Origin of the sequence: Streptomyces brasiliensis (genome assembly GCF_014647875.1) — a bacterium.
Taxonomy (GTDB): Bacteria; Actinomycetota; Actinomycetes; order Streptomycetales; family Streptomycetaceae; genus Streptomyces; species Streptomyces brasiliensis.
Window position 1 is genome coordinate 1 of the sequence record NZ_BMQA01000125.1, and the last position, 12,322, is coordinate 12,322.

Below are 12,322 nucleotides of genomic sequence, written 5' to 3' on the forward strand. Positions count from 1 at the left end.
CACCCCGGCGAGAAACCTGTTCGACTTGCATGTTCCATGATCGGTTGAGATACGGCTTCTGACAGTCCACACCCAGCTGTAAAGGGCTTGACCTTGCGCCCCCAGGGACCGAGGCGCGTCCTGTCAGCCGCATTCGTGAACACCCCCCACGTCGGCGCGCTCGAAGCCCTTACGGCTGTTGCCGCTGTTCTTCCCGGCAGTGTCGTGCTTCTCGTAGCCGAGATGATCCGTGATCGCGCCCTCCAAAGAGGACTCCAGCACCTGCTTGGTCAACTGCTGCAACAGTCCGCCCTCACCGGTCAGCTGCAAGCCCTCCGTGCGGGCACGGTCCACGAGTATCTGGATCAACTGCTCGTCCGAAGCAGCCGGGGCCGGCGCCTCGACGGACTGATACACGGCCCCGGACTCAACGGCGGTGTCACTCATCAGGCATTTCCTTGATCGTCAGATCCGCCGTTGAATTAGACACTCCCCCGGCCACACGGTTCACAGGCGAACGCATACGCACCGCCGCAGCGGCCGAAGTTCATGGCGGTGCTGTGGTCCGGGCCCTCCTCAAGCTGAACGATCAGCGGCATTGGAGAAATGCATGACGGACAGGACGGGATCTCGTCGCCCTGAATCCAGGCGGGGGTTCCTCCAAGCCGGCCGAGTACGGACGACGCGGGACGGTCGTTTCTCGCTGCCCACTCTTCGCCGGCCTGGTCGTAGTCGGGCTCATCCTCGAACTCATCCATCGAGCCGGTCGATGGCGGGGTCGTCGCCGAAGCCGATGCCGAGCCAGTCCGCCAGGACGCGCGAGACGATCGCCACGGCGTCACCGAGGGGCTCGTCGATGTTGAACTGGCCCCGCGCCGTGTGGCTGTCCTCGATCGAGGATCTCCGGGAGTGCTCTCGGCCTGGGTGTCTGGAACAGCCCTTGCTTCCTCCATTTCTCGTACGGGGGTAGTCCTGCGGCGTCACGGCGTGCACGGTGAAGGTCGGAGGGGTGGCCGGCCGGTTCGTCGTATGCGGGAGCCGGCCACCACGCGCACGGCATGATCGCGGACGGAGCGGAGCGGCCCGTCCCGCTTGAAACCGGACGGGCCACCAACCCGCCATCAAACCCGCCCCGGGAAGAGACGCTTTCCCCATCGGTTGGTGTCATGCACCTGCAACGCTGATTTCTCCGTGTCATCAGGAGAAGGGGGAAACCTCCTATGCGCACAAGGAAATCACGTATCGCGGTGGTAGCGGCGTTATCGGCGGCGCTTGCGGCGGTCGTCGTACCGTCCGCTGGCGCCGCACCGCGGACGGACGCGGGCGGGTCGCTCCCGGCCGGAGCGCAGACCTGCACCGACGCGGCCACGAAGGTCGTGCCGCGGTCCGCGCACAACGCCCACGTCGCCTGCACCGACGACGTCCTCACCGCAACCGTCCCGTCCCGTCCCACGGAACCACGCGGACACTCGTGTACGGCCTGCACACCGGCCGCACGGCCGACGTGACGGGCCTCGGCCCGGCCGCCGAGCAGAGCGAGGCCGCCGACGTGGCGCGCACAGACTCAGGGGACGGCACCGTACGGCCGATGTACGGCGACTGGTACATCGACGATCAGTACCACGCCCACACGGACGAGAACCTGTTTTACGCCATCGTCACCAACGGGGAGGTCGAATTCATCAGCTGGGTCAAGATGACCAGCCGGATCGGCCTGCAGTTCCGCCACCACTACTTCAACCTCAGCTGGACCCAGCTGGAGAACCGCTCGGTCATCGTCGACGTCGACGTCCGCAGCCGCGAGGACATCACCCTCTGGCCGGACCGCACGGTCGAGGAGGACCTCTACGGCAACGCAAGCTACCAGACCAGTTGGTCACAGGACGGCTATCTGACGACCGACGGCCCCGGCGTCTTCTACTGGGACCTGCACGACCGCTCAATCCGGGACGCGGAGTACGGCTACTTCAAGGTGATCGACGACTTCGAGAGCCCGCACTACCGCTGCTACAAGACCGTGCCCTGCAAGTACCCCAACGGGCAGGAGGCGTAGGCCGCGCACGCGGCAGGGGGCCGTCCCGGCCAGGACGGCCCCTCACGTCTGCCAGCGGGCCGGGTCGGGCGGCTCATACGCGAACGCCGTCACCGTGACCGTCACGCCGGGCAGTAACAGCGCCGTGAGGTAACCGAGCTCGGCGTCGAGGACCAGCCGCCCACGGTGCCCGGCGGGCCGGATGCTCTCCACCTCCACGACCAGCCGCCCGTCCTCTGCGGCCGGCCCCTCGCACAGTCGCCAGTCGTCGCCGCGACGCCCCCACACCGGCGCCGCGAGCGGGAAGAACGGCTGCAGGGGCAGCGGCACCCAGCCGGCCCGCGCGGGCCGCTCCTCGCGTACGCTGCCCGCCGCGCCGGTGGTCACGATCACGGAGCCGTCGCACGCCCACCGCTCGGTGCCGTCGTCCGCCCGCCAGCGGTCCGGTTTCAGGAAGTCGACATCCCAGACGGCCGCCGCCCGCCCGGCCACCTCGGTCCGCACGGTCCCCGTCCCGTACCGCGGCCCGCCATCCAGCAGCGTCCCCACGACATGCCCCAGATGCGTCCCGGGCATCGCACCCCTTCCGTCGCATGAGCCGGCACCTCAGGGCTCCTGCCCGCACTGATGGCGATGAACCGCCGTCGTTCCGTGGTGTGCAGCAGCTCCGGCGGCATGGCGAATGCCCGGCGACGGCGAGCACGGTGAAGAACATGGCCCCATGCCGTTGGGGTCGTAGATCCCGGTGAGCGGGCCGGTGAGGAGTTCGAGCTGGATGCCGGCGGACTGCAGCTCGGTGGACAGCGTCATCAGCTCGGCCGCGTTGCGCGCGAGGCGCTTGAGCTCATGGACGGTGAAGATGACCGGCGTGTCCGGGGCCGTCCCTGAACTGCCGGGCCAGCGCGAGCGCCTTCTCCAGCTCGGGTCGGACCTTGATGCGGGTGCTGATCTGCTCGGAGAAGACCTTGTGACGGTCGGCCGCGTGGAGGGCTTCGAGCTGGCTCACCAGCTCCTGGCGGGCGGTCGAGGTGCGGGCGTACCCGATGGGATGGGCTTCGAGTCGCGTTGCGCGGGCACGGCGGCCGTAGCCGGTCCCTGCTTCCACGCGCGTCCGGGGCCACGGTCAGCGGGGACGAGGACTTCGGGTTCCTCGCGCAGCGCAGCGATGAGGACGAAGCGCTGGCTGGTACTTCGTCGCGGTCTTCCCGCCGCGCGTGCGGCAGGCACTCCCAGCGGGCGCCTCGCACTTCGGGCAGTCGTTGCGTTCTACCGTGTTTGGGCCCTGATCGGGCGTCAGATCCGCGCGATCAGCGTGTCAGAAGCGTCTCGCAGAACGCCTTGGATCTGAGAGGCCTTCTGCGAACGGTGACCTGGGGAAACGGATCGCGGTCCGGGGCTCTCGCAGAACTCCCGCAGATGGTCATTTGTGAGAGGCTCCCATGCGGTCTCACGGGTGGCCCGGTGGCTGGTGGATTTCGTGCAGTTCCAGCACTGCGGGAGGCGGGAGAGAGTCAGGGCGCTGTACCTGGAAAGCCTGGAAGAGATAGGCCAGCAGGCGCCGGGAGGCCGCGAGGGCAGCTTCTCTCGGTTGTCCGGCGAGGCCGCTGTTGGCCAGGAGTAGGAGGGTGATATCGGCGGGGTCGAAGTCGTCGCGCAGCTGTCCGGTCTCGCGGGCACGCTGGACCAGCCGCGCCAGACCCTCTTCGGCACAGTCGCGTTCGTGATCGTGGTCAAGGGCGTCGGGGAACTGATCCCGGAATACGGAGGCGAAGCCGCGGTCGGTCACCTGTGTGGTGCACACCTTCTCCAGGAGTGCGTAGAGGCCGTGCCCGGGATCAGGGTCGGCAAGGGCCTCGTCGAAGGCTGCCGCGCACAGGGCGAGTTGCTCGGCGAAGGCGGCGGTGGCCAGCGCGGTGCGGGTGGGGAAGCGGCGGTAGAGGGTGGCCACGCCGACGCCGGCGCGGCGGGCGACGGCGCTCATAGGGGCGTCAATGCCCTGGGCCGCGAACACCTCGCGCGCAGCTTCGAGGATGCGTTCCCGGTTGCGCCGGGCATCGGCGCGCAAACCCACAGGGTCTGCGTCGCCGGGCACATCGCCGACGTGCCCGGACGGCTTGTGAGATGGCTGAGCAGGCAATGTCTCTCACTTCAAGCTAAATGGGCGATGTCGTCCACTTACGGGTTTAGCGTGAGAGTACCAGCGGGCGCACACGGCGCCTCCGCAGCTCCGAAATGCGACACAGGACAAGATCATGAGCGACATGCGCGCAGCCCTCTTCGACCGATACGGCCCCCCGGAGGTCCTCTACGTGGGCAAGCTGCCGACGCCGACCCCCGCGCCCGAGGAGGTGCTGGTGCGGGTGCATGCCGCCGGCGTCAACGGCGGCGAGCTGCTCGACCGGGCTGGGAGACTGCGCTTGGTAACTGGCCGCACTTTCCCCAGGACGAGCGGAATCGACTTCGCCGGGGAGGTCGCCGAAGTCGGTTCGTCGGTCACCGGAGTACGTGAAGGGGATCGGGTGTGGGGGCTGCTGGGACGCAAGACGGGCAGCATGGCCGAGTACGTCGCCGTGCGCCCCCGCCAGATCGCCGCCGCTCCGGAGAACCTCACCCCGGTGCAGGCCATCTCACTGCTCGCCGGCGGGGCCACGGCGGTGACCGCCCTGCGCGAGAAGGCTGCCATCAAACCCGGTGAGCGACTCCTGGTGCGCGGGGGCAGCGGAGGCGTGGGCAGCGTCATGGTGCAGATCGGCAAGCTCTTCGGTGCCCACGTCGTCGCTCTCGCGAGCGCGAAAAACCTCGACTTCGTCCGCGGCCTGGGCGCCGACGAAACTCTCGACTACCGCACGACTCGCCTCTCTGAGCTGGGCCGTTTCGACGTCATCGCGGACACCGTCGGCACGCAGCAGTCTCGCTTCCGCCGCCTGCTGGCACCCGGCGGGCGCATGGTCGCCGTCACCCTCGACTTCAACAGGCCTCTCGCCAGCCTCGCCTCCATCCTCACCTCGACCATCCACGGGAGCAGACGCATACGCGGCTTCAGCGGCACCCCCGACACCGAGCTGCTGACCCAGATCACCCGTTACGCGGAGCACGGCGACCTCGTCCCCGTCGTGGACACCGTCCACCCTCTCGACCGGATCGCCGATGCGCACCGGGCCCTGGAAGCCGGTGGCGTCCGCGGCAAGCACATCATCCAGATCAGGTGAGGGGCGAACACCGCCACGGCCCCCAACTCCTCTACGTCGTCGGCGGGCCTCGGCCGACCGGGCCCCGCCCGCCTATCACATGGAGTGAGGCTCGGGGCTGAAATCACTGATCATCTCATGCTCCGTCAGGATGCCGGGCACTGTCACGCGCAAACATCACGCCGACACAGCCAAGGAGCGGGCGGTGCCCACCAACTTTCTCGGCGAGGAACAACGCCGGCGCTTCAGCCGGTTCACCGAGGACCCGGACGAGGGACAGCTCGCCGGGTCCTTCCTGCTGGACCAGACTGCCCGACGCCGGGCGATGACCGCCCGCGGCGCCCGCAACCGGATCGGCTGGGCGATCCAGCTGGGCACCATCCGCTACCAGGGCACCTTCCTGGACAACCCCGAAGAGGTCCCGGCCGTCGTGACCGCGTACGTCGCCGAGCAACTCGGCCTCGCCGGTACTGGGCGGACAGGTCAGCTTCATGCTCGCCCGCCCCAGCTCGGCCTGCTTCCGGACCTCAGCGCGGGCAAGGAGCGCGAGGCCGTCATCGGCGCCGACGTCCTGGCCGACTGGACGACCCGCCTCGTCGCACAGTTCGCCGTGCCGACAGCGCAGCACCTGAAACTACGACAAGGCCAGCACAACGAGGACGTCCTGGTCGACGTCGAAACCGGTTCATGGGCGGCGCTCCATGAAGGGGACGACCGCTGGATCGTCCGGCAGGGCGGTCCCGAACTCCTCTGGGACGCCGTCGAGGAGCACCTCGGCCGATGGCACTTTGCCGGGACACCGGCAGTGGACGAGGCTACGGTTCGCGTCACCACCGAGGCCAGAGCATCCACTGGTGAGCCCCACAGCCGGCCTCGTTCGTCTGACTCCACCACAGCGGATGAGCGGGGCCGTCCGCTGCCCGCGCGGGCTGCACGCGCCGCCGGGACACGGCAGGAACCGCCGGAAGGGAACTCGCCCGTGGGGGCGCCGCGTGCCCAGCTTCAAGACGTCAACCTCCTCGACGGGCCCGTGGTGCCGTGCCACTCGGTACGCCCACCGCTCCCCCACCTCTACGCCACCACTCCCCTCGCCAACCCCACGCTCCTATCCTGCTCTTGTAGCGGTGGCGAAAATGACGAACCTCGCCAAAAGGGCCACCGAGGGGGGCATCTGCGGACGGCAAGACGTTCGCTGCGCGTGCGGGGCGCTGTGAAACAGACCCTCGGCAGTGACGTGATGTTCAGGTCTGGCGGAACAGCCGCCGAAGCACCTGTCTCAGCCATCCCAGTTGCGGCTGTGCCCCTTCCAGGCATGAAGGGTGCCCGTACTGGCTCGGACTCCGTCAGCGGCTGCGGCGTGACCAGGGCCGACGGCAGAGGTGGCTGGGCTGGTGCTGGAGCGTTGTCGCTGATGCCCTGCGTACAGAAGAACTGATCGCGGGCTTGGGTACGCCTGTAGTCCGCTCCGAGGGCCGCAGCAATCTCGCACCCCTGCTCGCTTCCACCGCGGACAACATCCGCGCCGCACCGACCTCCTACCGCCAACACCGGTTCACACAGTCGTCGTTTGTCGTCCCGGGCCGCCCTCGCACGGCCCACAGACGGCCCAGGGCAGAGAGTGTGACTCCCCCGCCGCACCGGGCTGGCGTCCCGACCTACGGATTCCCTACCTCGTGCAGAGTCCGGCCGAACTCACTCCTGCGAACCCCGGTTCCCCGTGAGTCCTCGTCCGTTCCGGCACGACAGTGGCGCGATTCGGGGACCGTTTATGCCGGGAGGGTGATCCACACGACGGCGCCCCCGCCGGGGTGGTTGGCGGCCCCACATGCGCCGTCGGCAGCGCGGGCGATGGCGGCCGTGATGGCCAGGCCGAGACCGGTGCCGATGGTGGCGCGGGCGCGATCGGCCTGGGTGAAGCGGTCGAAGGCGTGGGGCAGGAAGTCGGTCGGAAAGCCGGGGCCGTGGTCGCGGACTTGGATGCGGATCCGGTCGTCCTCGCGCCGGGCGGTCACTTCGATGGGGCCTTGGCCGTGTTGCTGGGCGTTGCTGATGAGGTTGGTGACCGCGCGGTCCAGTCGGTCCTCGGGGGCTGCGACGGGCAGGCCTGCCGGGCAGTCGACGGTGACCGTCTTATCGGGGGAGCCGTCGCGGAGGCGGGCGGCGACGCGCTGCAGTACGGTCTCGAGATCGGGAACGGTGGCCGTTCCGGTCGGCGTGTCCTGGTGGCGGTCGGTGCGAGCCAGGAGCAGTAGGTCTTCGGTGAGCTGGACCAGGCGTACGGTCTCCTCGCGGGCGGAGGCGAGCGCGGCGTGCAGCTCGACGGCGTCGCGGGGGTGGCGCAGGGCGAGTTCGATCTCGGTGCGCAGCAGGCTGAGCGGGGTGCGCAGTTCGTGGCTGGCGTCGGCGACGAAGTGGCGTTCGCGGTCCAGAGCGATCTGGAGGCGGGTCAGCATGTCGTTGAGGGTGGTGGCGAGGCGGGCGATCTCGTCGTGGCTGGGTGGTACGTCGAGGCGGCGGCCGGGAGTGTCCTCGGTGACGGCGGCGGCCTGGGTGCGCATGCGTTCGACGGGGCGCAGCGCGGCGGCGGCCAGCAGGTAGGCGCCGATGGTCGCCAGCACGAAGACGATCGGCAGCGCGGTGACCAGCTCACGTGCCAGGTCGTCGAGGGCTGCCTGCTGGGCTTCGCGGGCGGCGCCGGTTGAGGTGCCGTACTCGCCCTGGGACTCGCGGAAACGGCTGAGCGTGACGTAGCCGGCCCCGGCCAGGACCAGCGCCATCATTGCGGCGAAGATCGCGGTGAGGCGGATGCGGAGCGGGATGCGGTTCATGACGTGTCCGAGGTGGTGCGGCCGCCGTCGGGGCGGATCCGGTATCCGGCGCCGCGGACGGTCTCCACCGACTGGGTGCCGAACGGACGGTCGATCTTGGCGCGCAGGGCCTTGATGTGGGCGTCGACCACGTTGGAGCCGGGGCTGGTGCCCAGGTCCCAGCAGTGCTCGACCAGCGTGGCGCGGGTCAGGACGGTGCCGGGGCGGCGTAGCAGCGCTTCCAGAAGTGCGTATTCCTTGGCGGTCAGGGGGATCTCCTCCTTGCCGCGTCGTACGGTCCGAGTCGCCGGGTCCAGGGTCAGGTCCCCGGCGCTCAGGAGGGTGGGACGTTCGATGGGGCCGCGGCGGATCAGGGCCCGCAGCCGGGCCATCAACTCGTCCAGGCTGAAGGGCTTGGTGAGGTAGTCGTCGGCTCCGCCGTCCAGGCCGTGCACGCGGTCGGTGACGGCGTCCTTGGCGGTCAGCATCAGCACAGGCAGCCAGCGGCCGCGCCGTCGGAGGGTGGCGCAGACCTCGAAGCCGTCCATGGCGGGCAGCATCACGTCCAGCACTATCGCGTCGAAGGCGGCCACGTCCGTGAGGGTGAGGGCTTGTGGGCCGTCGGCAGCGGTGTCGACGGCATAGCCCTCCTCGGTCAGGGCCCGGTGCAGAAGGTTCCGCATCTTCGGCTCGTCCTCGACGACCAGGATCCGCATGGTGTCTTTCCCTTTTTGTGCGCCTTCTTCAGCCCACGATCCGGGCCGCTGATGAAGGAGTCATGAAGTCGGCCGGACGGGTGTGCTCTTCATGCCAGCTTCATGAGCGGCGGTTTGTGTGGCCACATAAGCACCATCGACACGATCTCGACGAGGAGTGATCATGTCACCCCGTTCGCACACGAAGCCGGTCGCTGGGACCGCGGCCGCGCTCCTTCTAGTAGCGGGCTCCGGCCTGCTGGCGGGTTGCGGCAGCGCGACAACGCAGGGTGCCGCCGGGCACACGCAAGCAGTCGCGGCCCAGACCGCCGCGCACGGCCAGGCGCAGCCGCCCGTGAAGACGAGCGAGGCGGACTGGAAGCCGGTCGCCGACGCGCTCGGCCGCACCGGCACCTTGATGAACAGCACCGTCTACCGCGTCCCGCTGCCCCGCAAGGACCTCAAGGTCACCACCCAGGGCGTGACCGTGAAGCCGGGCCTGTCGCTCGGCGGCTACGCGGCCTTCGCCAAGTACCACGACGGCACCATGCTCATGGGCGACCTGGTCGTCACCGAGAACGAACTGCCCAAGGTCATCGACGCGCTGCAGGCCGCCGGGATCGACCAGACGGCACTGCACAAGCACCTGCTCCAGCAGTCCCCGGCGATCTGGTGGACGCACATCGACGCCATGGGCAACCCGGTCACCCTGGCCAAGGGCCTGAAGTCCGCGCTCGCCGCCACGTCCATCCCGCCCGCCTCTCCGCCCCCGGCCACCCAGCCGCCCATCCACCTGAACACCGCCGGCATCGACAAGGCACTCGACCGCAAGGGCACGGCCGACGGCGGCATCTACAAGTTCACCATCGCCCGCGCGAACACCGTCACCGACGGCACCCACGTGATGCCGCCCGCGCTCGGCATCACCACCGGCATCAACTTCCAGCCTCTGGGCGGCAACAAGGCCGCCATCAACGGCGACTTCGTCATGACCGCACCCGAGGTGCAGAAGGTCATCCAGGCACTGCGCAAGGGAAACATCGACATCGTCGAACTTCACAACCACTCGCTGAACGACCAGCCACGCCTGTTCTACATGCACTTCTGGGCCGCCGGTGACGGCGTCACCCTGGCCAAGGCACTGCGCCCCGCCCTGAACGCGACCGCCCTGGCTCCCACGTCCTGATCGGCTGGGGCCAGATCGCCTATGGCGCCGTGCTGTCGGCGATCTTCGCCACCGTCTCCACCGCCGCCGCCCGAGGCCACAGCCGCGCCGTCCTGGTGACCGGCGCGCTCGCTGCGGCCGTCGGCCCCTGGCCTGGAACGCGATCCTGTGCGCCGCCCACGGCGACCAGTTCTTCACCGACGCACCCGTGATCGTCTTCCCCGTCAGCCGGCAGGACACCGGCTCCGGCATCTTCACCCTCGCAGCCGCAGTCCCTCGGCTACGGGTTCGGTCCACTGGCCGCACAGCCCACCCGCACCAGCATCCGCTACGCACTCCTGGCCGCTGTCGCGGCCCTGCTCGTCTACATCTACCAGCGGCATTGGCGGGACCTGGTCCCGACCGGGGATGCTTTTGATTCGAGAATTGATTCGAGAAATAGGCTTTTGACGATTTCGCCTGACTTTATTAGCGATACGCTGGAGCCGTGGGACTGGATCACACCTCGTTGACCACTCTCGCCGCCCTGAGCGACGATCTGCGCCACCGCATGTTCGACTTCGTTCGGCAGGAACGGCGTCCGGTGACGCGCGAGGAGGTGGCCGCAAGCCTCGGGATCTCCCGCAAGCTGGCGGCGTTCCACCTGGACAAGATGGTGGCAGTCGGCCTGCTCCAAACGCACTACGAATCCCCTGTGGGGATGATCCACAAGGTCGGCCGCAGGCCCAAGGTCTACGAGCCGGTGGCCGCGGCCATTGCGGTGAGCATCCCCGAGCGCCGCTACGGGATGCTCGCCGACGTCCTGACCGAGGCCGTCGCGACCGAGGCTGGGGGCGAATCGGCCCGCGATACCGCGCTCCGCGTGGCATATCGGCGCGGGGTAGCCCTGGGCAGCACCGAGTGGGAAGAGGTACGTCCCGGTCAGCTCGGCGCCGAGCAGGGGCTCAGCCTGGCCGCCGACACACTCGAGAAGTTCGGGTACGAACCGGAGCGTGCCGCACCCACCCTGCTGCGGCTGCGCAACTGTCCCTTCCACCCCTTGGCGGCCAAGGCCCCAGAACTGGTCTGCGCCGTCAACCAGGCTTTCCTGGCCGGCTATCTGCACGGTCTGGGAAGTGACAAGACCACAGCGGTGCTCGCTCCGCGGCCCGACGCGTGCTGCGTCGAACTCCGCGCCGACGGCGAGGCTCAAGGCCCCTCGGAACCCGGAACCGCCTGCGAGCGGTGAGCCCGGCGGAGAGGCTGCGGTCTGGAAGCCTCCGTCAGCGATGTGGCGTGGGTGTTCGCCGTCGACCGCTGGCTTGGCGCGAGCCGGGCTGAGGAAGCGCCTCAATTCACATGCTCACCGGAGCATGCCATGGCTACAAAGATTTATATGCACTGGGCTTCGGCTCCCACGGAACCGGCAGCGCGGCACAGCGTGACGTCAGGGCCATCCGCCTCCGACTGGGGGCTCCTGCTGATCAGGCTGACCTTCGGGCTACTGATGGCCGGCCACGGCGCTCAGAAGCTGTTCGGGCTTTTCGGGGGCAAGGGCCTGGCGGCAACCGGTAATGGCTTCGCAGCCCTTGGTTACCACCCCGGAAAGATCTTCGCCCTGGTCGGGGGTCTGTCCGAATTCCTCGGTGGCCTCGGTCTGGCGGTGGGGCTGCTCACCCCGCTCGCGGCCGCTGCCCTGATCGGCGTGATGATCAATGCCATGACCACCGTGACCGGTGCCCATGGGCTGTGGGAGACCAGCGGTGGCGTGGAGTACAGCGTCTGCATCGCCGTCGTCGCCTTGGCCGTCGCCGTAATCGGTCCCGGCCGGCTGGCCGTTGACCGGTTCTTCCGCTGGGGTGCCGGCGGCTGGGCCGAGGGTGCATTTGCCCTGGGCCTCGGCGGAATCGCTGCTGCCATCGTGCTGAGTCTGTGAACCTTCCAATGTCAGCGAACGGCTGAAGTCACCATGAACTCCACACACCCCGCCGAAGCCCACCTGAGAGGACTGGGAGTGTGCTGTGCGCTCGGCAACACGGTGCTGCACACCCTGCTCGTCCCTGATCATCTCAGGGAGAAGTTCTACATCGGCGTTCTGTTCGCCGTGGGAAGCGCCCTCATGCTGGTCGTGGCGGTGGGACTCGTCACCTTGAAGCGTCCCCTGGCCGCGTGGCTGACCGGGGCCCTCGTGAACCTCGGCATGATCATCGGTTTTGTGCTGTCGCGCACCGTCGGCCTGCCGGGCGGCTACTACGAACCCGGATGGGAGCCGCCCTACGGCCCCCTTTCCTTGCTCGTCGAGGGAATCTTCGTCCTCGCTTTCCTCGCCTGGGTCGGGAAGGGGGCAGCCGCGGGCGCCGCTGCCCCCAAGGCCCAGTACAAGGCAAGCCTCGAACGGAGCGCACTGGGGCCGGGCCCATCGAAGCAGTGATGATGGTGCCGTGGTCCTCCGCCGGGTCTGACCCACATCGAAGCTG

Annotated in this window: 15 protein-coding genes and 1 pseudogene; 7 read left to right on the forward strand and 9 right to left on the reverse strand. The window is 68.7% G+C overall.

What is annotated here, in order from left to right; all coding sequences use genetic code 11:
* Positions 1 to 165: 165 nt before the first annotated feature.
* Positions 166 to 426, reverse strand: a pseudogene (locus IEZ19_RS47825) (transposase); the annotation flags it as partial.
* A 303-nt stretch (positions 427 to 729) separates the two neighbouring features.
* Positions 730 to 963 (reverse strand): hypothetical protein, encoded by a 234-nt coding sequence (locus IEZ19_RS47830; RefSeq protein WP_189317645.1) that lies wholly within the window; start codon positions 961 to 963, stop codon positions 730 to 732.
* Between the two features lie 487 nt (positions 964 to 1,450).
* Here IEZ19_RS47830 and IEZ19_RS47835 point away from each other — a divergent pair, with 487 nt between their 5' ends.
* Positions 1,451 to 2,032 (forward strand): hypothetical protein, encoded by a 582-nt coding sequence (locus tag IEZ19_RS47835; RefSeq protein WP_189317646.1) that lies wholly within the window; start codon positions 1,451 to 1,453, stop codon positions 2,030 to 2,032.
* A gap of 42 nt (positions 2,033 to 2,074) precedes the next feature.
* Here IEZ19_RS47835 and IEZ19_RS52315 read toward each other — a convergent pair whose 3' ends face one another.
* From IEZ19_RS52315 to IEZ19_RS47845, 5 genes are all read right to left on the reverse strand, one after another.
* Positions 2,075 to 2,587, reverse strand: a complete 513-nt coding sequence (locus IEZ19_RS52315; protein ID WP_229841677.1) for a hypothetical protein — start codon at positions 2,585 to 2,587, stop codon at positions 2,075 to 2,077.
* A gap of 30 nt (positions 2,588 to 2,617) precedes the next feature.
* Positions 2,618 to 2,821: a hypothetical protein gene (locus IEZ19_RS52910; RefSeq protein WP_268248787.1), complete on the reverse strand. Its 204-nt coding sequence runs from the start codon at positions 2,819 to 2,821 to the stop codon at positions 2,618 to 2,620.
* A gap of 34 nt (positions 2,822 to 2,855) precedes the next feature.
* On the reverse strand, positions 2,856 to 3,116 hold the full coding sequence (locus IEZ19_RS52915) for a recombinase family protein (RefSeq protein ID WP_268248788.1): 261 nt from the start codon (positions 3,114 to 3,116) through the stop codon (positions 2,856 to 2,858).
* A gap of 18 nt (positions 3,117 to 3,134) precedes the next feature.
* Complete coding sequence (locus IEZ19_RS54340) at positions 3,135 to 3,308, reverse strand: zinc finger domain-containing protein (protein WP_444545208.1); 174 nt, start codon at positions 3,306 to 3,308, stop codon at positions 3,135 to 3,137.
* A gap of 150 nt (positions 3,309 to 3,458) precedes the next feature.
* Positions 3,459 to 4,148: a TetR/AcrR family transcriptional regulator gene (locus tag IEZ19_RS47845; RefSeq protein WP_229841678.1), complete on the reverse strand. Its 690-nt coding sequence runs from the start codon at positions 4,146 to 4,148 to the stop codon at positions 3,459 to 3,461.
* A 115-nt stretch (positions 4,149 to 4,263) separates the two neighbouring features.
* On the opposite strand from IEZ19_RS47845, the gene IEZ19_RS47850 reads away from it, so the two are divergent.
* Positions 4,264 to 5,220 (forward strand): NAD(P)-dependent alcohol dehydrogenase, encoded by a 957-nt coding sequence (locus IEZ19_RS47850; RefSeq protein ID WP_189317648.1) that lies wholly within the window; start codon positions 4,264 to 4,266, stop codon positions 5,218 to 5,220.
* A 184-nt stretch (positions 5,221 to 5,404) separates the two neighbouring features.
* The gene (locus IEZ19_RS47855) at positions 5,405 to 6,634 is read left to right on the forward strand and encodes a DUF4158 domain-containing protein (protein ID WP_189317649.1); all 1,230 of its coding nucleotides are present in this window, start codon (positions 5,405 to 5,407) and stop codon (positions 6,632 to 6,634) included.
* 331 nt (positions 6,635 to 6,965) lie between these two features.
* Here the strand turns inward: IEZ19_RS47855 and IEZ19_RS53310 are convergent, their stop codons facing one another.
* The gene (locus IEZ19_RS53310; protein ID WP_189317650.1) at positions 6,966 to 8,027 is read right to left on the reverse strand and encodes a sensor histidine kinase; all 1,062 of its coding nucleotides are present in this window, start codon (positions 8,025 to 8,027) and stop codon (positions 6,966 to 6,968) included.
* The gene (locus IEZ19_RS47865) at positions 8,024 to 8,722 is read right to left on the reverse strand and encodes a response regulator transcription factor (protein ID WP_189317651.1); all 699 of its coding nucleotides are present in this window, start codon (positions 8,720 to 8,722) and stop codon (positions 8,024 to 8,026) included. Before IEZ19_RS47865 ends, IEZ19_RS53310 begins: the two co-directional genes overlap by 4 nt.
* 163 nt (positions 8,723 to 8,885) lie before the next feature.
* Here IEZ19_RS47865 and IEZ19_RS47870 point away from each other — a divergent pair, with 163 nt between their 5' ends.
* The 4 genes from IEZ19_RS47870 (at position 8,886) to IEZ19_RS47885 (ending at position 12,276) form a co-directional block, all read left to right on the forward strand.
* Positions 8,886 to 9,887: a DUF1259 domain-containing protein gene (locus IEZ19_RS47870; protein ID WP_189317652.1), complete on the forward strand. Its 1,002-nt coding sequence runs from the start codon at positions 8,886 to 8,888 to the stop codon at positions 9,885 to 9,887.
* A 466-nt stretch (positions 9,888 to 10,353) separates the two neighbouring features.
* A complete protein-coding gene (locus IEZ19_RS47875; protein ID WP_189317653.1) occupies positions 10,354 to 11,094 on the forward strand; it encodes a helix-turn-helix transcriptional regulator in 741 nt (246 codons plus the stop codon).
* Between the two features lie 147 nt (positions 11,095 to 11,241).
* Positions 11,242 to 11,781 carry a DoxX family protein gene (locus tag IEZ19_RS47880; protein ID WP_229841680.1) on the forward strand — a complete coding sequence of 180 codons (540 nt, stop codon included), beginning with the start codon at positions 11,242 to 11,244 and terminating at the stop codon, positions 11,779 to 11,781.
* 33 nt (positions 11,782 to 11,814) lie between these two features.
* Positions 11,815 to 12,276 carry a hypothetical protein gene (locus tag IEZ19_RS47885; protein WP_189317654.1) on the forward strand — a complete coding sequence of 154 codons (462 nt, stop codon included), beginning with the start codon at positions 11,815 to 11,817 and terminating at the stop codon, positions 12,274 to 12,276.
* The last annotated feature ends 46 nt before the right edge of the window (positions 12,277 to 12,322 follow it).